Origin of the sequence: Paenibacillus castaneae, assembly GCF_002884445.1 — a bacterium.
Lineage (GTDB): Bacteria > Bacillota > Bacilli > Paenibacillales > Paenibacillaceae > Pristimantibacillus > Pristimantibacillus castaneae.
In genome coordinates, this window is sequence record NZ_KZ614144.1 from 1193372 (window position 1) to 1218135 (window position 24764).

At 46.2% G+C, this 24764-nt stretch carries 17 protein-coding genes; 13 read left to right on the forward strand and 4 right to left on the reverse strand.

Translation table 11 applies throughout. The annotated features are described in order from the left end of the window. The first annotated feature begins 447 nt into the window (after positions 1 to 447). The 10 genes from CEF13_RS05050 (at position 448) to CEF13_RS05095 (ending at position 16178) form a co-directional block, all read left to right on the forward strand. Positions 448 to 1854, forward strand: coding sequence for an ABC transporter substrate-binding protein (locus tag CEF13_RS05050; protein WP_102709711.1), 1407 nt, complete (start codon positions 448 to 450; stop codon positions 1852 to 1854). A gap of 139 nt (positions 1855 to 1993) precedes the next feature. Further along, the gene (locus tag CEF13_RS05055; RefSeq protein ID WP_166742945.1) at positions 1994 to 4993 is read left to right on the forward strand and encodes an extracellular solute-binding protein; all 3000 of its coding nucleotides are present in this window, start codon (positions 1994 to 1996) and stop codon (positions 4991 to 4993) included. Then, positions 4990 to 5952, forward strand: a complete 963-nt coding sequence (locus CEF13_RS05060) for a carbohydrate ABC transporter permease (RefSeq protein WP_244917046.1) — start codon at positions 4990 to 4992, stop codon at positions 5950 to 5952. The genes CEF13_RS05055 and CEF13_RS05060 overlap by 4 nt, the downstream gene beginning before the upstream one ends. Before the next feature lie 6 nt (positions 5953 to 5958). Further along, positions 5959 to 6822: a carbohydrate ABC transporter permease gene (locus tag CEF13_RS05065; protein WP_102709713.1), complete on the forward strand. Its 864-nt coding sequence runs from the start codon at positions 5959 to 5961 to the stop codon at positions 6820 to 6822. Between the two features lie 13 nt (positions 6823 to 6835). Further along, entirely contained in the window at positions 6836 to 8335 is a 1500-nt protein-coding gene (locus CEF13_RS05070; RefSeq protein WP_102709714.1) for an NHL repeat-containing protein, read from the forward strand. Beyond that, positions 8319 to 8936 (forward strand): YIP1 family protein, encoded by a 618-nt coding sequence (locus CEF13_RS05075; protein ID WP_102709715.1) that lies wholly within the window; start codon positions 8319 to 8321, stop codon positions 8934 to 8936. Before CEF13_RS05070 ends, CEF13_RS05075 begins: the two co-directional genes overlap by 17 nt. Positions 8937 to 8945: 9 nt before the next feature. After that, on the forward strand, positions 8946 to 11297 hold the full coding sequence (locus CEF13_RS05080) for a DUF5696 domain-containing protein (RefSeq protein ID WP_102709716.1): 2352 nt from the start codon (positions 8946 to 8948) through the stop codon (positions 11295 to 11297). Between the two features lie 2 nt (positions 11298 to 11299). Continuing rightward, positions 11300 to 12178, forward strand: coding sequence for a carbohydrate ABC transporter permease (locus CEF13_RS05085; RefSeq protein WP_166742944.1), 879 nt, complete (start codon positions 11300 to 11302; stop codon positions 12176 to 12178). A 5-nt stretch (positions 12179 to 12183) separates the two neighbouring features. After that, positions 12184 to 13167, forward strand: a complete 984-nt coding sequence (locus CEF13_RS05090) for a carbohydrate ABC transporter permease (RefSeq protein WP_102709718.1) — start codon at positions 12184 to 12186, stop codon at positions 13165 to 13167. Positions 13168 to 13205: 38 nt separating this feature from the next. After that, complete coding sequence (locus tag CEF13_RS05095; RefSeq protein ID WP_102709719.1) at positions 13206 to 16178, forward strand: alpha-L-arabinofuranosidase C-terminal domain-containing protein; 2973 nt, start codon at positions 13206 to 13208, stop codon at positions 16176 to 16178. Positions 16179 to 16211: 33 nt separating this feature from the next. Here the strand turns inward: CEF13_RS05095 and CEF13_RS05100 are convergent, their stop codons facing one another. Next, positions 16212 to 17126: an ArsR/SmtB family transcription factor gene (locus CEF13_RS05100; protein WP_102709720.1), complete on the reverse strand. Its 915-nt coding sequence runs from the start codon at positions 17124 to 17126 to the stop codon at positions 16212 to 16214. A gap of 240 nt (positions 17127 to 17366) precedes the next feature. On the opposite strand from CEF13_RS05100, the gene CEF13_RS05105 reads away from it, so the two are divergent. Further along, the gene (locus tag CEF13_RS05105; protein ID WP_102709721.1) at positions 17367 to 18335 is read left to right on the forward strand and encodes a glycoside hydrolase family 43 protein; all 969 of its coding nucleotides are present in this window, start codon (positions 17367 to 17369) and stop codon (positions 18333 to 18335) included. An 80-nt stretch (positions 18336 to 18415) separates the two neighbouring features. Here the strand turns inward: CEF13_RS05105 and CEF13_RS05110 are convergent, their stop codons facing one another. After that, on the reverse strand, positions 18416 to 19744 hold the full coding sequence (locus CEF13_RS05110; RefSeq protein ID WP_102716214.1) for an FAD-dependent oxidoreductase: 1329 nt from the start codon (positions 19742 to 19744) through the stop codon (positions 18416 to 18418). Between the two features lie 556 nt (positions 19745 to 20300). Continuing rightward, positions 20301 to 21845: an SAM-dependent methyltransferase gene (locus tag CEF13_RS05115; protein ID WP_102709722.1), complete on the reverse strand. Its 1545-nt coding sequence runs from the start codon at positions 21843 to 21845 to the stop codon at positions 20301 to 20303. Positions 21846 to 21969: 124 nt separating this feature from the next. Between CEF13_RS05115 and CEF13_RS05120 the strand changes: the two genes are divergently transcribed. Next, positions 21970 to 22722, forward strand: a complete 753-nt coding sequence (locus CEF13_RS05120; protein WP_102709723.1) for an SDR family NAD(P)-dependent oxidoreductase — start codon at positions 21970 to 21972, stop codon at positions 22720 to 22722. Positions 22723 to 22795: 73 nt separating this feature from the next. Here CEF13_RS05120 and CEF13_RS28715 read toward each other — a convergent pair whose 3' ends face one another. Then, positions 22796 to 22963, reverse strand: coding sequence for a hypothetical protein (locus tag CEF13_RS28715; RefSeq protein WP_166742943.1), 168 nt, complete (start codon positions 22961 to 22963; stop codon positions 22796 to 22798). Between the two features lie 383 nt (positions 22964 to 23346). On the opposite strand from CEF13_RS28715, the gene CEF13_RS05125 reads away from it, so the two are divergent. After that, the gene (locus CEF13_RS05125; protein ID WP_102709724.1) at positions 23347 to 24726 is read left to right on the forward strand and encodes an ABC transporter substrate-binding protein; all 1380 of its coding nucleotides are present in this window, start codon (positions 23347 to 23349) and stop codon (positions 24724 to 24726) included. The last annotated feature ends 38 nt before the right edge of the window (positions 24727 to 24764 follow it).

Consider the following 24764-nt stretch of genomic DNA (forward strand, 5'->3'; position numbering starts at 1 on the left):
CGTGTTACACTAATCATGTAATAAAGTTGTTAATCAATTAATATAATGGTTACTTCCCGAGGAGGTGCAAGATTAGTCTAGTAATGGCGCGGGCATTATCCGGTAACAATTTATTTTTGAATTTACGATTAACACTTTCATTAAAATATAAGCATACATAGCTATTAGACAAATATGCTGCTTATAAGTCTAGTGAAACGTGTCGGTTCCTAGTATAAAGGAGCGTTGTTAGTCGGAAATGCTGATTTGATTTATGGATCAAAGGGAGTCATTACAACACGCGCTACAAAAAAGAAAAAATTGCTGCACGAATAAAATTTGGCTAGCAATTAACAAATGTATTAAACGTATGTAGAAGCAGCCTTGCTCGTTATAGATACCTTTGACTATATCGTTTAAGACAACAAATGTAAACGCTTTATCCAAAATTCAAGGGAGGAACTTTTAATGAAAAAGCTTGCAAGCACTTTCATTTTCATGTTGGCTTTAATTATGCTTGTTTCTGCATGCTCAAGCGGAGGCGGAACAAACAAAGGAGCGACTAACGCACCTGCCAATACAGACGGAAACAAGGCTACAACTGAACCTGTAGCTGAAGCCACAGAACCAGCCGATGAAACAGCGAAATCAACGATCGATCCATCTATTTCCGGCGAGGTAACGTTCTGGACATTCCTTGATAACAAGGAGAAGGATGCTGCTCTTCAAAAAGCTTTTAATGAAGTGTATCCCAACATTAAGCTGAAAACGATCTTCGTGCCATTCGGCGATTTGCACGATAAGCTGCAAACAACGCTTGCTGCCGGTAAAGGCGCACCGGACGTAGCCCTTGTTGAGCAAGGCCAATTCCCTCGCTACAGCACAGGCAATGTGCTAGAGGATTTGCTTCAGCCGCAGTATGACGCTGGCAAATACCAAAGCCTAGTATCTGAGTATAACTGGAACCGTTGGTCTTCCATTGACGGCACTAAATTGCTCGGTATGCCTTGGGATGTTACACCAGCTGTAACTTACTATCGCGCAGATATTTTTGAAGAGCTTGGTTTGCCTTCCGATCCCGCTGAGCTAGGCGAATACATTCAAGAGCCAGAAAACTTCTTCACGCTAGCACAAACGTTGAAAGCAAACGGCAAGTATTCGATGGAATGGCGTGATTCACCCGTTCACTGGCTTGGCGATTCGTATGGTTACTATGACAGCGAAATGAATTGGGTTCGCAACACAGATGAGTTCGTGAAGTTTTTGGATATTTCGAAACAAGTCAATCAGTTGAAGATTGCTCCGCATGACAGCATCTACAGCGATAAAGGCAAGCAGCGCGTGAAAAAAGGCGAGTCTCCAATGTATGTAGCAGGAACTTACGGCGCACGTGATCTGGAAGCAAACTTCCCGGATCAAAAAGGTAAATGGAGAGCAACAACTATGCCATTTGGTCTTAACGTCGGCATGGGTGGATCAACATTCGTTATACCAGCACAAAGCAGCAACAAAGATGCAGCTTGGGCATTCGTTGAATTCATTACGACGACCGAAGCGGCTTGGAAGCTTTGGATTGAACAATCCGTACAACCGGATTACAAAAACATAACTAGCCAAGGCTGGTATCTTGCTCATACCAATCCATACCTCGGCGATCAAGAGGATTACAAGTTCTACGATGAGCTTGCAGGCTTGCTTCCAGTTAGACGCTACACTCGTCTTGACGGCATGGCTTGGCCGCTATGGGTTGAAGGCGTGCTCGCGGCGCTCGATAAAAACATCGATTCGAAAACAGCTATTCAACAAACGCAAGAAAATATTGAGAACAAGCTGAAGGCTGAAAAGGATAAATTGATTAAAGAGCTTCAGCAATAGCTCTGTCGGTGAACTATTGTCTTTGTTGTCCGAATCATCCTTCCCTGGAAGGATGATTCGGTTCTTTTAAATCATAATGCCTTTATTTCAATGCGAAACGTATGCCGTTTACGCTAGTATGGCAAGGGGGTGCTCCTTGGTGATCCGTTGGTTAAGCAAGTATAAGGTAACATTGGTTGTCATTGCCGCGTTGGTTTGTTTCTTATTGTGGTGGAACAATTCAAGGGGCTACAACGATGATGCAATGGCTGGAATTGTGCTGGATACGGGAATTGATGAAACGTCTATTTTGGAAGGTGAAGACGCCGGCAATAAGCTCGAGCCGTCTTTTAATAAATATGTGAACAGCTGGAATGAGCAGGGTGCAGCTGATTCAGCAGGCTTTAACATTACGATTGCTTCAAATGACTACACTGCAATAAGTGCAGCGGGTACTCGCATTGAATCAGGGCTCGGTGATCAACCGGGTAAAGCTTTGGCTCTTATTGATGAGGACAGCTGGGCTGATTATACCTTTGAAGTGCCGCAGGACGGCTACTATCAAATAGGAATGAGCTACTTTGCAATGGAGGGCAAGCGCTCGTCCATCGTTCGCGGCGTTCAAATTGACGGGGCATATCCTTTCTTTCAGGCGAAGAAGCTGGAATTTCAGCGGATGTGGAAGGAAGCTGGAGAGCCTTGGTTTGATAATCAAGGAAATGAATTTAATCCGCGCAGGGAAGAGACAACAGGTTGGCAATATCGTGAATTCCGTGATTCCGAAGGCAAGGTATATGAGCCTTTCCGTTTTTATTTAACGAAGGGCAAGCATACGCTGCGCCTTCAAGCCGTACGTGAGCCTGCTGCAGTTGGCGAGATTCATATTTATTCCCCAGTTCATGTGCCTACATATTCAGAAGTGCTCAGCACGTATGAGCAGCAGGGCTATAAGAAAGTGGAAAATCAGCTCATTAAGGTGCAAGCCGAGCTGTCGACCTTGAAGTCCGATCCAACACTTAAGCGTATCGAGGACAGGGAGCCGTTAACGGAACCTTTCAAGAAGGATTCGATCGTGCTTAATACGTTTGGCGGGGCAAGCTGGCGTACAGGCGGGCAGTGGGCGGAGTGGGAAGCGGATGTGCCGGAGAGCGGCTTATACGAAATCGGAGCCCGTTATGGGCAATGGTTTCTGAACGGGATTCCGGTACAGCGTACCGTTACGATTGACGGGAAGCTTCCTTTCAAAGAAATGAACGAAATTTCTTTCCCGTACAAGGCTGAATTCCAAATTTCCAAATTTGGTCAAGACAGCGAGAACAAAGAGCCGTTTCTCTACTATTTAGAGAAGGGCAAGCATACGATTCGCATGGAGGTACAGGTTGGCGCGCTTGGGGGAATGCTCGAGACGGTAACCGATACAGTTCGCAAAATGTCCTATTTAGGCCGCGAGGTCATTCAGGTAACGGGAACGAATCCCGATCCGAACGGCGACTGGCGATTAGAGCAAAATATCGCGAATCTCGTGCCGCGCCTTCAATTGATGGCGAAAAGCTTGGATGAAACGATTAAAGGGCTGTATGCGCTTGGCGTTGAGAAAGGCAGCTCAGAGGTAAGCACGCTGTTCGAAGCGCGTGACGTGCTTCTAAGCATGTCCAATGACACCATGACCATACCAGGCCGGATGATGCAGTTTACCGATTTGCAGGCTTCGCTTGGCACATGGGTAAGCAGCCTTAGCAAGCAGAGCCTTCTGCTCGATTATTTGATTATCAAATCACCGGACACAGCTTGGCCCAAACCGGCTGCTGGCTGGCTGGCAAGAACAGGTACGATGATTTACGACTTTGGGAGCTCCTTCACCAAAAATTACGGCGGAATCGGCAACGTCTATGAAGACGAGCAGGTACTGGACGTATGGGTGGCAAGAGGCCGCGATTGGGTCGATATTATTAAACAAATGATCGACGAGGATTTCACGACGGAAACGGGCATTAAAGTGAATGTGAACGTGATCCCGGCTCAGCAGATGCAGGTGCTGCTGCTTGCAAGCACAGCGGGACTCGCGCCGGACGTGGCGCTTGGCGTCGAGGGCGAGATTCCGATTGATTACGCGGTGCGTAACGGGCTAGTCAATTTGGAGGAGTACGATGATTACGAAGAGGTAGCAGCTCGTTTCAGACCGGGGGCGCTTATCCCTTACAAGTATAACGGCGGCAGCTACGCGATACCGGAAAATCAAAAATTTAATATGCTCTTCTACCGGAAAGATATTATGCAGCAATTAGGGATTACCGAGGATCAAATACCAGATACGTGGCAGGAAGTGATGGACTTAATTCCAATCCTGCAGCAGAACGGCATGGACTTCTTCTATCCGCATGCTCCGAATAATCCGGGGGTAGCCATTAATGAATTTGCTCCGTTCCTGTTTCAACAGAACAGCGAGTTTTACCGTGAAAACGGGAAATTCTCAAATTTGGATTCACCAGAGGCGATGAAGGCGTTCAAGCTGTGGACGGGTTTATTTACAAATTTCAAGATTTCAAAGCAGGCTGATTTCTATAACCGTTTCCGTTCGGGCGAAATGCCGATCGGCGTCGCGGATTACTCCACGTACGTACTTCTCTCTACGGCAGCCCCGGAGCTAACGGGCTGGTGGGGAATGAAGCCAATGCCGGGCATTAAGCAGGAGGATGGCCGAATTAATCGCTCGACGGGCGGATTGGCACAGACGGGCATGATATTCAAGGATACCGACATGAAGCAACAATCATGGGAATTTTTGAAATGGTGGACTAGTGCCGATACGCAGGAAAGATTCGGTTCTGAGCTGGAAGCATTGCTCGGTGTAGAGGCGCGCTGGAATACGGCGAATATTGAAGCATTGAAGCGTATGCCGTGGCAAACCGCGGATATCAATGCCATCCTGGAGCAATGGGAATGGTTCAAAGAGCGCGAGGTCGTCATCGGAGGTTACTACACGACAAGGCATATCGCGAATATTTGGAACGAAATCGTCTTGAACGGTAAAATACCGCGCGAAGCGGTGGAGCAGGGCGTTAAGGAAATCGATAAGGAATTGCGCAAAAAACGCGAGGAATTTGGTCTTAATGAAGTAGCAGCTAAGAAAGAAGCGTCAAAAGGAGGCGATAGTCCGTGATAACCAAAACTGATCCGGCGGCAGCAACGGCTATTCCAGCGGAGCGCCTCCGCAACCCAAGCAAGCTATCGCTGTTATGGCAGGAAGTGAAGAGACACAAGGTATCCTACCTGTTTCTCGCCCCATTCCTCATTCTGTTCACGCTGTTTACGATCGTACCGGTCGTTACTTCGGTTGTGCTGAGCTTCACCTATTACAATATTTTAGAAGCGCCGAAATTTATTGGGCTATCCAATTACAGGCTCTTGTTCGTCGATGACGATATCTTTCTGAAAGCAATCGGCATCACGCTAAAATTCGCTTTCATAACAGGCCCGGTCGGCTATGCTATGGCTTTTATCTTAGCATGGCTGATCAGCCAAATTCCGCAGAAATACCGTTTTTTCTATACGCTTTGTTATTACACGCCTTCGATTACGAGCGCAACAGCTATGTCGGTTGTGTGGCTTTATCTGTTCGCGGGTGATCGGAAGGGCTTGCTGAACTATTTCGCAGCAAAGCTGGGCATCATCGATGAGCCCTATTTATTTCTGCAAAATATTAATTCCATTGTTCCGGTTATCATTATCGTATCGCTTTGGATGTCTATGGGCGTGGGCTTTCTTGCCTTTCTTGCCGGATTGCAGAACGTTCCTAAGGATCTCTATGAAGCGGGAGAAATTGACGGTATTAAATATAGATGGCAGCAGCTTATTTATATTACAGTACCTTCAGTTAAGCCGCAGCTGTTGTTTGGCGCCGTCCTGCAGGTTGTCTCCTCGCTTACGGTATTCGATGTCAGCGTGCAGCTTGTTGGCTTGCCGAGTCCGCTCTATGCGGGCCATACGATTCTGACACATTTATTTGATTATGCGTTTATTAAATTCGAGATGGGTTATGCCGCGGCAATCGCCGTTGTTCTGTTCGTCATGATGATCGGACTCAATCGTCTCATATTCAAATGGTTAGGAAAGGACTGAACCGATATGACTGGCTTAGTGAAAGGCAAGAAAGTAGATTGGGGCGGTTTTTTCCTTTATCTATTTCTGACGCTGTTCGGTCTTCTGATGCTGGCTCCGCTCGTTTACATGGTGTCAACTGCTTTTAAACCGATAAGCGAACTGTTCCTATTTCCGCCGCGCTTTTTTGTGATGAATCCGACTTTTCTTAATTTTCGCGATTTGCTGCTGATAACAGGAACGACTAGCGTTCCGTTCTCCAGGTTTATATTCAACAGCCTGCTGATCAGCTCCTGTATTGTCGGCTTTGGCATTATCGTATCCGCAATGGCAGCTTATCCGCTGGCGAAGCATAATATGCCATTTCGTAGTGCGATTTTCAACATGGTCGTACTCGCAATTATGTTCTCGCCGCTCGTTGTACAAATTCCGCAATATTTGCTCATTAGCAAAATCGGGCTTATTAACACGTATTGGGCTATGATCTTGCCTTATTTGGCAGCTCCCGTCGGCATGTTTCTCATGACGCAGTTTTTGCGCCAAATTCCAGATGCGCTGCTGGAAGCAGCGCGGATAGACGGCGCTTCCGAATGGAAGGTGTTCTGGGTCGTTGTCATACCGATGCTGAAGCCGGCTATTGCTACATTTGCATTATTCAGCTTTATATCTGCCTGGAATGATCCATACCCAGCGATGGTATATACGACCGATCAAGATATGAAATCATTGCCGCTCGCCATACAAACGTTAAGCGGCGGTTATGGCGTTGTTGCGCGTGTCGGCACCTTGGCCGCAGCCAGCTTATTGATGATTGTGCCGACGATAATCGTCTTTATCGTAACGCAGCGCTTGGTGCTGCAAACAATGGCGCATTCAGGTCTGAAAGAGTAGGAGGACAACCGGGATGAAGCAGGTTTCGAAATTCCGATTCGTTGTCAGTACAGCAATTGCTTTACTGATGTTAGTTACAGCTCTACCGGTACAAACGTACGCAGCTTCTCCTTATGAAGGGTACACGCGGAACAAGCTGGGTGATGATGTTCATTCGATTAACGGCTACATATATGAGAGTTCTATTGACGGTTATGACTTATCATCGGGCCCCTTCAGTGCGCCAGAGGATGTCTTTCTCGCTGATGACGGTACGATTTATATCGTTGATACGGGTAACAGCCGAATCGTGCATTTAAATAAGAAGCATGAGCTGCTGGGCATTATCGGTGATGAGGAAGGCGACGGCAAGCTTTACGAGCCTAAGGGCGTATTCGTAAAGCAGGATGGGACCATCTATGTTGCCGACACGAAAAATCAGCGAATTGCTATTTTTGATCAAAAGGGCAAATTTCAGAATCAGTTCGGCAAGCCCGAGAATCCGCTTCTCGGAGCAACCTTCTCCTATTCTCCGTCGAAGCTGCTTGTCGACAAGCGCAACTATATGTTCGTCGTGAGCGACGGCAATACGCAAGGGCTTATTCAAATTGATCCGAACGGTCAGTTTAAAGGCTTCTATGGTGCGAACCATGTCGGCTTCAGCTGGAGCAGATTGATTAATAAGCTGGTAGCAACCGATGAACAGAAGGCGAAGCTTAGCGTTGTAAAGCCGCTTGAATTTTCGAATGCAGTACAGGATGAAGAGGGCTTTATCTATACTTCGACGCTTGGAACGGAGATGAACCAATTGAAGCGGCTCTCGCCAGTTGGCGTGGATACGCTTAATATTGTTCCGCGCAGGTATGGCGGCCGATTCGATAACGGGCCCTTCTCAGTCCCTTCATTTCTTGACCTTGCCGTAGATAAAGACGGCGTGATTACAGCGCTTGATCTGCAGTCCAGCAAAGTGTACCAGTACGATAAGCTCGGTAATTTCTTGTTCGTATTCGGCGGCCTTGGCGACCAGAATGGATTATTTATAACCCCTTCAAGCCTTGCGCAGTCACCTGACGGCACTGTGTTTGTAGTGGATAAAGGGCGCAATCGCGTTGATTTATTCCGTACGACTCCTTTTGCTGAATTGGTGCATGATGCATCAAGACTATTCGTAGACGGCCGCTACAAAGAGGCTGAGGGATTGTGGAATGAAGTGCTGCATTTGAATGGGAACTTTGATCTGGCTTACCTCGCAATTGGGAAATCGCTGTTCAAGGCTGAGAATTATAAGGATGCGATGACCTATTTCGAGCTGGCAAGATCACGCTATGATTATTCCATTGCTTTCAAAGAGTATCGCAAGGAATACATCAGAGAGAACTTTGCTTGGATATGCCTTATTATTGTTGTCATTATTATCGCTCTTCGCTATATCCTTCCTTTCTTATGGAGAAGAGTGCGGATCATGCTGTCAGCTCGCAGATTGGCTGGAGCGGCTCATATAAAGGGAGGGGTGCCCCATGATCGCAACCTTTAGATTGATGCGACAGGTAATTGTTCACCCGATAGATTTCTTCCATGACATCCAAGAGCCAGGACGCGTTAAATGGCTGCAGGCGCTGTTCATTGTCGGATTAGCCTACATCGCGAAGATGGTTGCGATCTTAATAACAGGCTATGCTTTTCAAACGAGAGAACCATATGAAATTTCGTTTCTGAATGAGTTTATATGGATCGTGGTACCGTTATTCACTTGGACGGTATCTAACTGGGCGGTTAGCGCGATTCTTGATGGCGAAGGGAAATTCAAGGAAGTATTCGTCGGAAGTGCATTTGCACTTGTGCCTTATGCGATATTCATTGTACCTATTACGCTATTAACGAATATTTTGGCGCTGGATGAAAGCTCCATGTACACCTTTCTTATTCATTTCACCCTCTTCTGGGTAGGCTGGCTCCTGCTGCTGAAAGTAAGAATTGTACATGACTTTGAGCTTGTGAAGATGGTGTGGATTACCTTGCTCAGCATCGTAGGCATATTGATCATTTGGTTTGTGGGCATATTGCTGTTCGGATTGATCAATCAGCTCATTAATTTTGTAGTCGACATGTTCAAAGAAGTAAACTTCCGAAGGTAGGTGGACGAGATGAGGAAACAACGGAAATGGCTTATTATCGCGGCATTGCTGCTCGTTGTCAGCATATTCCCTCACTTCGGGACCGCGGAAGGCAGCATCCAGGTGCAGGCAGTGGAGGATACGAGTGTCAGCTCGCCAGAAAGCAGTGATGATTCAGCTGTAGAAGCGGTTGCAGATGCTGTGGAAGCGGAGCCGGTAGAAGAGTCAGCTGCGACAGATACGGAGGAACCCGCGGCCGAAGAAGAAGTGAAGCTATACGATGTATCTGCGGTTAAGGAAATTGCCGCTAATGATAGCTACATTATGTATATCGATGAGAAAACAGGAAACATTCGTCTAGTAGATAAGAAGACGAAGAAAGAATGGCTCGGTACGCCGCAGCTGCCGCGTACGACGATGCCTAACAACAAGAAATATATGGACGCTGCCGTTCATGTGAAGTATACCGAGGGCTCGGATACCGTTCAGACTTATTTGACGAAGGAAAAAGAAAATAAGCTGAAAATCGAGAAAATTGAGAATGGCGCAAAAGTCATTTTCCAATTCATCAAAGAGCAGCTGGAATTTGCCATTGAGTACCGCTTGCTTGCGGATGGCTTCGAATTAACGATTCCAGAAAGCTCCATAAAGGAAACCGGTAAAGCGAAATTTATTAGCATTGAACCGCTTCCTTTCTGGAACGCAGCTGCGGATACAGACGATGGGGCGATCTTCCTGCCGGACGGCTCGGGAGCGCTCATGAAGTATAAAGCGACTCATCCGCAATACTTCGCAGGTTATTCCGAAATGATTTATGGCTCGGATCCTGCGTATGTTACGCAGTCCAATATCATTCTCGATGAGAAGTGGAGACAGCGTCTTGCTCCGAAGGAGAAGATTGCGCTTCCGGTATTCGGAAATTATCGCAACGGAATAGGATCGCTGGGTATCGTTACCAAAGGCCAATATGATGCGAAAATAAACGGAACCCCATCAGGCATTCGCGCTATTTCTTATTATCGAACATCAACTGAATTCGTTTACCGTTGGAATGATGTTATTTTTATCGGCACATCCGGTGAAATTCCATTCTTCCAGGGAGATTGGATCAAGGGAGATCGTCAGTCGCGCTATATGCTGCTTCAGGAGGATCAAGCTGATTATGTAGGAATGGCGAAGGCATATGGGAAATACCTTCAAACCGTGGAAGGCATTAAGCCGGTTGAACAGTCCGGCGTTCCAGTTAAAGTAAAGCTTCTTGGCGGTATTCTGCGTGACGAGGTGCTTGGACAAACGTTTATCTCGATGACTACATTTAAGCAGGCACAAGAAATCATCGATGCTTTCCAGAATAAAGGAATCAAGAATCTGGAGCTTACGTTCTCTGGATGGTCAGAGGGCGGCTTGTACGGGGATCAGCCTGACCATTTCCCAGTGGAGAAGAAGCTTGGCGGTCAAAAGGCGCTGAAGGAGCTTGCTGCCTATGCGTCCAATAAAGGTGTATCGCTTTATTTGGAAGCCAATTATGCACGAGCATTCTCCAAAAGCGACGGCATGAAAAAAAGCAAAGACGCTATTCGCGGCATGGACCATGAAGTCGCTGTAAGCAATGAATATTACATCGGAAGCAGATGGAATGATGACAGCCGTATATTTTACTGGATGAAACCGGAGCGTGTTATTAACAAGCATTTGAATAAAGAATTGAAGGACTACGCGAAGCTCGGTATTTCAGGTGTTCATCTCGCGTACTGGGGCGATACGCTTTACTCTGACATCGATAAGAAATCGATAACTTCTCGCGGTGAAACGGCTAATGCGTGGGTGAAGGCTGCCGACGCGGTACGCGAGGCTGTCGGCGGTGCATCCATCGATTATGGATTTGGCTATATGTTAGGCCATATAGATGGAATAAGCCAAGCGCCAATGGATTCCAGCCATTTCATCTACAATGATGAGACGGTTCCATTCTATCAAATTGCGCTTCACGGCCTGCTGCCTTATACAGCCGCTTCTATTAATCTTCGGGATGACGCTCGGAACGAGCTGCTGCGTATGGTTGAGTACGGCGCGCTGCCAAGTCTTGAACTGACCTATGAGCCAACCTCGAAGCTTCAGAGAACAATGGAAGACCGCTTGTGGAGCTCGCAATATACGACATGGATTGATGAAGCTGTTCAGCAATACGGGGAGCTTGAACCTATTTATACGGCCATTTCGAATCAAGCCATTACGGATCATGAAGCGCTCGGCGATAAGCTATTCCGCACGACCTATGCGAATGGAACAAAAGTTATTGTCAATTACGGCGCAGCAGCAGCGACTGTTGACGGCATATCTGTACCGGCAGCTGGTTTCGCCATGCAGAACGGAGGGAAATGAACATGGGCAAAAAATTTAGGCTGTCGATGAGAAGCCGCCACATCCTTGAAGGCTATTCGTTCATTTCCATATGGATCGCGGGCTTCTTGATGTTCATGCTCGTTCCGCTCAGTATGTCGCTCTACTATTCGCTGAATAATCTAGAAGTTTCAAAGGATGGACTGAAGGCCGTGTATACGGGGTTGACGCATTATAGAGCCGCTTTCACAACGGATATCGATTTTGTCCCTCGTTTGCAAAGCACTTTAACGACGATGCTGACCCAAGTACCGCTAATCCTTATTTTTGCAATGCTGAGTGCATTGCTGCTAAATCGTAATTTTCGAGGACGTATTTTGTTCAGGGGCATATTCTTTCTGCCCGTTATTATCGCATCCGGTGCGATTCTGCGTGAATTGCTGGAGCAAGGCGCGACGAAGCTGCCGATTTTTGCTCAATATGATTTATTTGAGAAGCTGAATGGCCTCATTCCAGGCGATTTCCTTGAGAATCTTCTTATTTACGCAGATTCCTTAACATTGGTTATGTGGGACTCAGGAGTACAAATTCTAATTTTTATTGCAGGCTTGCAGACGATCTCACCCGCGCTTTATGAAGCGGCAAGATGTGATGGAGCGACGAAATGGGAAAGCTTCTGGAAAATTACGTTTCCGATGATTATGCCGATGGTTTTCGTGAATACGCTCTTTAGTATCGTTAATTCCTTCACGAAGACGGATAACAAAATTATGGATTACATTAATAACACGGCATTTAGGGCAAATGATTATGCTTATGGTTCTGCATTAGGCTGGATCTATTTTATCGTCATATCGATTGTGCTTGCGATAGTCTTCTTCATCTTCCGCAGAAGCTTATCAGCGACCGAAGGAAGGGGGTAGAGGCTATGAATTCAACAAGTGGGGTGCAGCAAAAATATAGCGAGCTGCAAGGTAAAGCGGAAGCGGTCTGGAAAGTGACGTGGATTAAGCGCGGACGGGGCATCGTTGGGACCCTATTCTTTTATTTGGTCATATTGAGCTTGGCATTTGTATTTGTTTACCCGCTGCTATACATGGTATCCAAATCGCTGATGCGGCCCGAAGATGTAGCGGATGCGACGATTCAGTGGATTCCGAAGCAGTTCAGCTTACGAAATTATGCGATTGCGATGGATGAAATCAAATTTTGGCCGGGGCTGCTGAACAGTATCATTATTTCATTCGGCAGCGCCATACTTCAGGTCGTGAGCTGCTCTATAGTCGGATACGGCTTCGCGCGCTTTCGTTTCCCGGGGCAAGCCTTTTTTCTAGCCTTGGTTGTATTTACATTTCTAGTTCCGCCACAAACCTTTGTCGTGCCATTATTCAAGTTTTTCCTTGATATGGGCTGGGTAAATACACATCTGCCCTTTATCGTTCCGGCTTTACTCGGCCATGGCCTGAAAGGCTCTTTGTTCGTTCTAATCTTTATCCAGTTCTACCGTACGCTTCCAAACGTGTTGGAGGAAGCAGCAAGAATTGACGGCGCGGGCGCTTTCCGCACGTACTGGATGATCATGTTTCCGCTCGCTAAGCCTGCGATGCTGGTCGTCTTCTTGTTTTCGGTCGTCTGGCATTGGAATGATTTGTTTGAGCCGAATTTATACTTGCTCGTTCCGGAATATTTCAATCTTGCTCAAAATATGGCGTTCTTCAATGGGAATGCAAATTTGGATATTCAGCAAGCCGCCAGTTCGGTATCAACAGGCACGCTTGGGATGGCTCCGACGCTCCAAAACCAGGTTATGGCAGGCGTTATGCTTACGATCTTGCCAATTTTAATTCTCTATATGTTCACGCAGCGTTACTTCGTAGAGAGTGTAGAGCGCTCGGGTATTGCGGGTGAGTAGAAGAAGCTGGAGCTGTTCTTCTAAGAAAGCGGTGCAGAATGAAAAATAAACAGCGATGGATGATATGCTCCATACTGCTGCTTGGTGCGGTTGCGGCAGCTATTTGGCTGCTGCTTCCCTTAGCATCGGAGCGGCAAAAGGAACAAAAAGCAGAAACCGTTCCAGCCTTTAACGATTTCTTGGTACTGCGCTATACCTTCGACATGGATGCTGCAGAAGGTGCGGCTGTCAGTGAAGCGGAAGATCAATCGGGTCATGATAATGGGGCGTTATTGAAAGGCGGAAAGCTTGTTCCCGAGGGACGTTTCGGCGGCGGATTCGAGCTGGATGGCATAAACGCATATGCTGAATTGCCGACAGCGGTGTTGAACGGGTTGGAAGAGCTGACGTTATCCGCATGGGTGAATGTGAATGAACTTCGTACATGGCAGCGTATATTTGATTTCGGCAATGGAACAGATCGGTATTTATTTCTAACCCCAATGTCGGAAACCGGCAAAGTAAAAATAGCAATCAAAAACGGGGGCGGCGAGCAAATCATTGATGCTGCCACCGAATTGCCTGTAGACAGCTGGACACATATTGCTTTCACATGGACGGGATCTTCAGGCGTTCTATACTTGAACGGCCGCGAGGCTGCTCGAAATGACGAGTTGTCTATTAAACCAAGCGATATGGCAGGCACGACTAGTAATTTCATTGGGAAATCACAGTTCGACGTTGATCCTTATCTGTCTGGACAAGTGGATGAGGTGCGGCTTTATGGCAAAGCTTTGGCAGCAAATGAGGTTGCTGATGTGCTGACTGATGGGATGAATGACGAGGAAATCGTCGCTTTCACGTCAGAATGGCTGGAGCTAGGGGGCAGCGAGCGTGTTGTCTCAGCGCTGACATTGCCGAGCACAGGTCCGGGAGGTTCTTCTGTCGCTTGGTCATCGGATAACGCTGGTACGGTTGATGACAAGGGTACTGTTACGAGACCGGCAAGCGGTGCAGGTGACCAAGAGGTCATATTAACGGCCAAGATAAGCAAAGGAAAAGCATTTGACGAGAAAAAAATTCCGCTGCGGGTGTGGGAAGAAGGCGCTGCTGATTATGCTATTTCGATTGGAGCAGATCAGCTTGGTGCACCTGTAAGCCATACATTATTCGGCATTTTCTTCGAGGACATCAATTTTGCAGGTGATGGCGGAGTGTACGCCGAGCTGGTCGAGAACCGTTCCTTCGAATTCTCGCAATCACTCTGGAACTGGGCGAGGCAATCTGCCGGCGATGGTGACGGGACGATTGAGGTTCGTAATGAAAGGCCGCTTAATGCTAATAATCCGCATTATTTAACGATGCAGGTGAACGCGCCGGGAGCAGACGATGCGTTCGCTGTAGCGAATAGCGGTTTTGGTGGAATGGCGCTGAAGCAAGGCGAAAGCTATGATTTCTCTCTTTATGCCAGAAGCGGCAGTGCGGTAGTTCCTAAGCTGCATATGTATTTGGAGGATGATGGCGGCCATCGTATTGGTGAAGCTGAGATAGCCGGTATTGGAGCGGAATTTAGCAAGCATTCTATGACGATAACGCCATCAGCAGATGCGTTGAACGGGCGGCTTGTATTAAGCGCATCAGGAGTAGGTGAGCTTGATGTCGATATGATTTCGTTGTTCCCGCACAAAACCTGGATGAACAGACCAGGCGGCTTGCGCGCCGATCTGGTTCAGATGCTCGCAGATTTGAATCCCGCTTTCATAAGGTTTCCCGGCGGAAGTATTGTCGGAGGAGACGGAATCGACAACCGCTATAACTGGAAGGATTCCATTGGAGATGCTGCACAGAGGAAGACAAATGAGAATTTATGGGGCGGCGGCGCTCTAACGACGCCTTATTATCAAAGTTACGGACTTGGCTTTCATGAATATTTTCAGTTAAGCGAAGACTTGGGGGCGGAACCGCTGCCTGTTGTGAACGCTGGAATGGGCGATCAATTCCGCCACTCTGATACTGCGCCTATAGATGAGCTAGCCAGCTATATTCAGGATGCGCTTGATTTGATTGAGTATGCGAACGGCTCTATCGATAGCGAATGGGGAGCGAAGCGGGCGAAGAATGGACATCTTGCGCCGTTTGGTCTACATTACCTGGCGATTGGCAATGAGCATTGGGGAGCTGATTACTTCATCAGATTCCAACAGTTTCAGGAGGCTATTAAGAAACAGTATCCCGATATTGAGCTTATTGCCTCAGCAGGTCCATCTCCAGCGGGTCCGATCTTCGAGGAAGCGTGGCGCTGGCAGCAGTCGCAGCCAACCGATATTGTAGATGAGCATTATTATATGAATCCGGATTGGTTTCTGTCTAATTCGAATCGCTATGATTCCTATGACCGCAGCGGTCCTAAAGTATTTGTCGGCGAATATGCGGCGCATAATGGAAGCCGGTCGAATAATTTCGGTTCAGCACTAGCTGAAGCGGCATTTATGATTGGGCTAGAGCGTAATTCCGATGTTGTGGCGATGGCTTCTTATGCTCCGCTATTCGGCAAGGAAGGATATTCGCAATGGGCGCCGGATTTGATTTGGTTCAATAATTCGCAAGTATTTGGCACTCCGAATTATGCTGTGCAGCAGATGTTCGGGAACCATGTTGCAACGAGCGTTTTGCCAGCAACCGTCGTTTTGCGTAATGGTCAGTCCTACGAGGCAGGGCGCGGCGGCATACAGGCTGAGGAGCCGTTCTATTTCATTGCGGGCAAGGATGAGCAGAGCGGTGATTGGATTCTGAAAGCAGTCAATGCCGCCGGGTACGATGTGCATGTGGATGTTCAACTGGCGGGGGTGAAGGCAGCTCTGCAAGGAACAAAGCTATCGCTTTATTCCGATGATTTGAATGCAGAAAATTCATTTGCAGAGCCTTTGGCTGTGAAGCCAGTGGAGCAAGCGGTAGATGGGCTGACTAATGAATTCAAGCTTGAGCTGCCAAAGAAATCGATTACGATACTAAGGCTGAAAGCCAAGCCATAAAGGGGAAGAGTCATACGGCTTATCCGTAAGACTCTACTCGTTCCTTTCATAATACAGTCTGAAAATAATGTCTTGATTGTAATTCCCGAAGCCTGTGCCAAAAAGAGTGACTCCGCCGACATTCTCAGCGTCTTCCTCTACGGCTATACGGAATTTCCACTGCTTGTTTAATATGCTAACCTGATCGAGGTTTACGTCAGAAATTTTCTGGCCATCGATGTACGTTCCGTTCGGCGTGATCTTCAATACTTTTAGCAATCCATATTGATTAATTCCGTCCCACCACCAGTCAGGTGTAAATTTGCCGCGCTTGCCTCCGAAATCACCAGGACTTGTCCAAATGCCTACTTTGGTATCGTTCAAATAGAACGAAATATCGGACGGCCAGTTTTCGTTGGCAGATGGGGCTTCTGATGAAATTTCAAAAGAAATTTCGAGCTCAGTTGGCTTCTCGCTCTTCAGCAAAAAATTAGCAGCCTTATATTCGATGAAGCCGCTTCCGAACCAGAGAATCTTGGCATTGATGCGATCCGCATCAAGGAAAAAACGCGGTTCGTCGAACATACCTATGACCTTTGCTGTTGTGGCGAGGCCACAGGTAGGTTCAATCTCGAAGTCGGTATAATGGCCAACGGAAATGATGGATTCGTGATAGGTTCGAAGCGCTGGACGATTCTTGGAAGGGAAATCGATTACGATTGAGTCGGTTATAAGCTTGCACATTTTTTTCGTTCCGCCGCTGCTGGAAACCATCTCAGAGCTGATTAATCCGGCTTTCTCCAGCTTTTTGACATGCATGGTCATAATGGGACTGCTTAATTCAAGCGCCTGCGCTAGATCCTTAATATTCATTTCCTGCTGGGCGAGCAGCTGAATGATTTTTAATCTAACATCACTGGCAAGTGCTTCATAAATAGGCAAATGGGTATTTGATATATCAATTTTCATGCATTCACTCCGCTCGAATAGGATAATGTAAATTTTGCAGCTGATTTATATCTAGTTGTGAGAATAGAGGCCGAGAATCAAATAAAGCGCTATCAAACCCAAAGTAACTATTCATTTATTCTATATGTAAATAGTTTAATTGCCAAATGAAATTAATAAGGTCTGCCGTTTGGAAATAGATGATCGGAATGAATAGGAAAACGATAAATATACAATTTTATTGGAGGAATGAGAGAGTACATGAATACACAAGCATCCAAGCAATCGCAGACACAGCTGCGCAACCCGTTAATTGAACAGCGGGCCGATCCTTGGGTTATCAAGCATACGGATGGCTATTATTATTTTACGGGATCTGTACCCCAGTACGATCGCATTGAATTAAGAAGGTCGAGAACGATTGAGGGTCTTACAGATGCAGATAAGGTTGTTATATGGAATCAGCATGAGAGCGGTCCGATGAGTAAAAACATTTGGGCGCCTGAGCTTCATTTTATCGCAGGCAAATGGTATGTGTATTTCGCTGCGGCACGCAGTGATTCGCCTTTTAAGCACCGAATGTATGTCATTGAGAATGAGTCGGCCAATCCGCTTGAAGGCGAGTGGAAGGAAAAAGGACAAATCATTACAGACTGGGATTCCTTCTCTCTTGACGCTACAAGCTTTGAACATAATGGAGAGCAGTTTTTAGTATGGGCTCAGCAGGACCCTGCTATCCAAGGAAACACGAACTTGTATATTGCAACGATGAGCAATCCATGGACGTTGAAGAGCAAGCAGGTGCTCATTTCGAAGCCGGAATTTGATTGGGAAGTCATTGGCTTCATGGTTAATGAAGGTGCGGCGGTGCTGAAGCGAAACGGGAAGATCTATATGACCTTTTCGGGCAGTGCGACTAACCATAATTATGCAATGGGGCTGTTAACAGCTTCAGACTCCGATGATTTGCTTGACCCGGCATCTTGGGTGAAATCACAGTCGCCGGTTTTCATGAGCAATCCTGCAACAAGCCAATATGGACCAGGGCATAACAGCTTCACCGTATCTGAGGATGGAGAGCAGGATATATTGGTGTATCACGCTCGCAGCTATAAGGAAATTGAAGGTGATCCGTTATTTGATCCCAATCGTCATGCACGCGCTAAAGTTTTCACATGGAACGATGATGGTACGCCGAATTTCGGAACGCCGCCCGCTGACAAAGAGTAAATAGCAATGGTAGAAGGCTAGAAAAACGGAAGAAGCTGCTTCCTCTCAGGAAGCAGCTTCTTCTTTGCTGATTTTATCATTTAGATGGCCTGCAGACCGGCTTGATTCAAGAGGTTCCACGGTTTATTGTAATGAGGCTGAAAGAAGAAATCAACATAGCTTAGTTCATCCATTGTCATGCCGTTCTGAATGCAGACCGACAGTGTATTAATCGATTGTGTAAGATCGACCTTCGAGAGGACTTGGGCGCCAACAATTCTTCGGCTATCGCTCTCATACACGACCTTCAACGTAACTTTCTCGAATGTAGGCATAAATTCGGGACGATAATTGTCTATGATTGTGACATTTTTCACATTCATACCGGCAGCGATTGCACCCGTTTCGGTTAAACCGGTCGAAGCGATATTATAATCATAAATTTTGATACCCGAAGTGCCTTGAGTACCTAAATACTTAACAGTTGGCGAGATGAGGTTTTTGGCTACGAGCGTTCCCATCCTAACTGCGTTAGTTGCGAGCGGGATATATGCATGCTGACCAGTTGGATTATAATGAACCGCACAGCTGTCGCCAGCGGCGAATATATCCTCTTTGCTTGTTCTCATATATTCATCCACAATAATTGCTCCGTTTGGAAGCATATCGACCTGTCCTTTTAGAAGCTCTGTATTCGGGCGGAAGCCGATGCATAGCACGACGAGATCCGCTTCATATTCGCCTGCGTTCGTTACGACTGTTGCAACGCGGCCTTCTTTTCCCGTAAACGAAGTAACGGTTTGTCCGGTTGCGATTGTGATTCCTTTGTCGATCAAAGCTTGTTGAGCCAAATCCGTAAATTGTTCGTCTAAATATTTATATAAAATACGTTCCATATTATCGATTAATGTAACCTGCTTGCCAAGCTGCTCGAAGGCCTCTACGAGTTCAATTCCGATATAGCCTGCGCCAATGACGGCGATGCGATTCGCATTTTTGGCTTTTTCAATAATGGTTTGCGAATGTTCATAGTTTTTGCAGAGCACGATATTCTCAAGCTCGATACCTTCCATCTGCGGTATGATCGGCCACGAGCCTGTCGTTAGAACAAGCTTATCGAACGAATCGGTAAATTGTTCACCTGTTGCGAGGCTGCGCACCAAGAGCATTTTTGCATCGGTATCCACGGCCAGCACGTCATGACGCATTTTAGTCGTAACACCAAGCTCAGCCAACTGCTCAGGAGTAGCGTAAAATAGTTTTTCTGCATCCTTCACAACGCCGCCCACATGCAGGGCAATACCGCACGACAGAAACGAGATATTGTCATTCCGTTCATAAACGGTAATTTGAGCTTCCGGATACAGCTTAGCCATTTCTTTAATTGCAGCAGTTCCAGCATGAGTACAACCAATAACAGCGATTTTCATAGTCATCTTAATAGCCTCCTATTAGTTAAGTGAAGGGAATGTGCTGCGTTGACAGCTGCCTTCTTTAATGTGAAATAATTCACATACTTTCCGATGAGTAACGACTACAATTAATAAAAGACGAATGAGATGCGTGTTGACAAGATTGACGATTAATAGTGAGCCGGAGCAGGAATGATCCAACGTGTACCGACCAGACTATGTGAAAACATTCACAACGTCTTCCTATACCTATAATATGCTCTCTGATCTCATTAATCAATAATAATGTGAAAAAAATCACAACCACTTACGGAAATTCAAACGAAGATGACACAAGTTAGTCACAGATCACATATGTAGGGCCGGATTTGAGTATAGGGAGGGAACTAAATATTGCGATGCTGCAACTGCTGCGGAAGTGTAGCTTAGTGTGCTATGCAGGAATGAATTTGTAACCGGAGCTGATGGGAAAGTGGAGATACAATGAATAGTCGGCAAACACAGCAAAGCTGTCATCATAAGTGGTATGGCATTTTTATGAGACAGCCATTGGTGTGTGTTTACCGAGGTAACACTAGCTTAAATGAGCAATTAGCTCTAAAGCTCCTTCATTCTTAGGCTCCATCATTATAATCTTGTTCGCATATTCCAAAGAAGCGGAATCATGACCAAGCTCGTAGCAGCAAATGGCCAAACTATATAATAAGGCAACATCAGGCTCGCATTCACTGAGTGATCGTTCGAAAAAAACTAATGCATCCTCATACAACTCCATCTGATACAAGAGCATGCCGCAGTCTAAAGCTAAATCATGCTTCTCTCCCATCAGATAATAGCTTGTCCACATCGTTTGAATGCCTAGCTGGATATCCTCCATTTCTTCATCAGCGCTAGATGGGAGTAAAGCTGAAATCCGCTTTGCGCCTTGATGGAATAGTTGAGCGTCGAATCCGCTCATACGCCAAAAGGAAAGGATTTGTGATAGATTCATCTGATCCAAATGCTCATCGAACCATTCTTTTAAGCTGAAAAAGTCATCGGGACCAAAGTGATCTACAAATCTGCGATAGGCTAATCGTGTATGAGCATAGCTCATCGGGTCTAGAAGCATAAGAATACAGCCTACATTTAAGTTTCTGTAGTGATGGCCTGTGAAGAGGGCGAGAGCGCCTTTTTGCTCCAAAACCGATTGAATCGCATGGTAATTAGCAGTTAAAGAGAAGCTGCCATGATGAATAAGCTGCGGCGGCTCAGCAAATTTCCAGTTTTCTATCCGATGATCACCCTTATCCCCTGTTAGGAGAAGAAAGCCTTCTTTGGATAGCTGACCAAGCCGCTCTAAGCAGGACAGGCCAATGGCCGGAAACAAAATGTGCGAATCCTCAAGCTCTTGTTGATAAAGCGCGATAACATCACGGTAAGGATATGAATTCTGCTCGTATTGGGTTGCTCTGCGGTAATGGTACTCGGGCTCCAGCTTCTTCAAAATCTCAGATGCGCTGAGATTGGAGGCATCATCTGGAAGCGGCATGGAAACTCTGCACTCATAAATCTTGCCTTCATCCACATAAATAAGCTCTTGCGGGATACTGTCAAAAAAATAATTAGCTATAATCAGAAGTGGCTGCTGCAAGTCTCCATACTGGATGCAATCGCCGGATTGTGTTAAGCGCAATTCCGTATCCTGTACAGCATCAAATACAGCGAAATCCAAAATGCCCTTCTGAACAAATGGGCGCAAGCTGCTGTGCTCCTGCCAATAGGCGATGTTTTTGGAAGCTAAATCACTCATAATATAGCGAAAAGGAGGGAGCTGCAAACCTGCGTAATCAATTAGTCCGCACAGCTCCTTCAAAATATGAAATGCGAGTCGGCCAGAGCCAGCTCCCAGCTCAACAATTGCAACGGGCTCTGATGTAGATTCACTTCTTGCCCGATCTTGAAGAAATCCAAAAATAATTTCCGCATATGCGTTTGCGATTGTTGGATTGTTGGTAATGTACTGCGGAACAATTTCATTCTGCCATGCCTTTATTCCCTGCTCATCGAAATAAGCACGCTGCAGTTCCCATATTGGAGCCTCGCTGAAACGATAGAGGGGTTGCTCGTTTATTGTCATCTATAAAGACCTACTTTGCTGAGATTATAAATATGAATACGGCTCTATTCAAGTTTAACCGTAATTTGAAGTGTCTATAGTATAATGGTAACAAGTCTGGAATAAAAGAACGGAGGAATAAAAAGTGATTCCTACATTTGCTGAAAAAATAGTTCTCATAACGGGAGCAGGCGGCGGAATTGGACGAGTAATCGCTGAAGCTTATGCCGAAGCAGGAGCATTGCCTGTCATTGTCGATAAGAATGAGGATGGGCTGGAGGAGACAGCGGAGCTATTGCAAGACAAAGGCTATGATTCTTTATCCTTTGTCACCGATATAAGCAAGCCGGAAGAAGTTGTCCAGCTTATGCGAGATGTTGAGACCATGCTCGGAGGTCTAGATATAGTCATTAATAATGCTGGCTTTGGCATCTGGAAGTCGCCGCTCGAGCTGACAATTGATGAATGGGACAGCGTGATCAACACGAATTTGAGAGGTACATTTCTATGCTCGCGTGAAGCTGTGAAATTGATGCGAATAAGTGGTGGTGGAGCGATAGTGAACATTTCGTCTACCAGGGCTATGATGTCGGAGCCCAATTCGGAAGCTTATGCCGCTTCTAAGGGAGGGATTCTTTCACTTACACATGCGCTGGCGGTATCACTAGGCGGAGAGCGAATTACGGTTAATGCGATCTGCCCTGGCTGGATCGAGAATGGCGATTACAGTAAGCTGCGTCCTGTAGATCATCATCAGCATCCATCGGGAAGGGTAGGCAAACCCGAAGATATCGCGCGGGCATGTCTCTATTTAACTGACCCCAGTAATGATTTTGTGACGGGTACGCATATTACGATTGACGGCGGCATGACACGAAAGATGATTTATGAGGAATAGTCGAACCTATTAAGCCAAAAGCAGCAGGCCATTTTAATTATAAAAGGCCTGCTGCTCTTATGAATGAATTAACTTACACGATCTGTACATTTGAATGATTCGCAGTTCCCCAACCATCAACCTCGAGTGCTTTTTCCGCTGTTAGTATACACGAGTCATACATACCGCCTGAAACGACTCCGTTAGTAGCATCATTTCGAATAAACTCAACCCGGTCAATATTGCCCCATTGGCGTAGCATGTCTATAAGCGCTTCGAAAAAGAGTGTAAAATATATTATTATTTAAATATATATTAAAGTTAGTATATATGGTTGCTGGATTATGGGGAATCGATGCGAATCGAAGCAGAAAATAGCTGAATCTTGTGATAACAGACAAAAAAGTATATGAATGCAGTCAATTTAGAAGGGTTCAACATAAGAAACTGCTTTTTTATACTAAATAGAGTATTTAAAAGTATAACAATATAAATTAGAATGAGTTCATTGAGGAAGCGCTTGCAAAGAGGAGTTGTGCAAACAGCCTTGTTATAGTATCTGGCTTAATGACCTTCGCTTTTCAAGATTCTTGCTTAAAGGAAAAGTAGTTTACGCACTAACACAAAAGGGAGGCGTCAAACGTAATGAAAAAAGGGTTATCAGTAAAGCTTGGACTTGTACTTCTATTATGCTTCGGAATGCTGCTATCGGCATGTTCATCGACTAAAGATGGCAATGGTTCTGCCACAAAAGGTAATGTGGGGAATAAAGAGGATGCGGGTGCAACCACCACCCCGCAAGAGCAAGTGAAAATTTCGTTTATGGGTCATGGCAGTCCGCAGGAGAAAGACATATTCACGAAGCTGATTAAATCTTACGAAACGAAATATCCGAACGTAAAGGTCGAATACACGAGCGTGCCGCCAGCAGAGTATAACCAGAAGCTGTCTACGCTAATCGCATCAGGCAAAACGCCGGACGTATTCTACGTATCGGGACCCCAGTTTTACAAATATGCAGAAGCAGGCACGATTCAAAACCTGCAGCCGTTTCTAGAAACAACAGAGCTGTTCCAAGAGGGCAATGTATGGAAACAAGCGCTGGATCGTTACCGTTATGACGGCAAGCAGCTGGGCCAAGGCGATCTGTATGGATTACCGAAGGATGTAGGCCCGTGGGCAATGGCCTACAACAAAACAATGTTTGAGGAAGCCGGCGTAGAATTGCCGCCAGCAGAGGTTGGCAAATGGACGTGGGATAACTGGCTTGATGCAGCGAAGAAGCTGACGAAGGATGAGAATGGCGATGGAAAGATCGACATTTACGGCGGAGCGAACTTTAATCTTGATGGAGCGGTATGGGCAAGCGGCGGAGACTTCATCGACTACAGCACAGGTACGATTACAATCGATACGCCTGAATTTACAAATGCGATGCAATGGGTAGCAGACCTGCGCCTGAAGCACAAAGTATCGCCATCGCCTGAGGACGAGAAAGCAATGAATTCTTATTCGCGATTTGTAGCGGGCAAAGTAGGCATGTTCCCGATGGGACCTTGGGATCAACCTGCTTTCTGGGATCTGCCGTTTGAATGGGATATCGCAGCATGGCCGGTGAATCCTGCGACAGGCAAAGCAGGAACGTGGGTTGGATCGATGGGATATTCCGTGTCCAGCAAATCCAAGCATGCACAGGAAGCGTTTAACTTAGCTGCATTCCTTGCACTTGATGTAGAAGGACAGAAGCAAAACTATGAGCTGGGCCAAGCAGTGCCTAACTTGATTGATATGGCGAAGGGCGAGTTTGTGTCTTATGACAAAGCGCCTGCTAATCGTCAAGTGTTTCTAGATATTATTGAGGATTATGGACATCCGACAGTGGACTTCGGTTCGAAGGATACGAAATGGCTTGATACGTTCCGGCAAGAGGCCGGCCAAGTATGGGATGGCAAGATGACTGCAGCGGAATGGGCAAAAGAATTACAGCCGAAGCTGCAAGAATTATATGACAAGGGCAATAAATAAACCGAATAGAAAAAAGACAAAACGATGTTTTAAGGTTA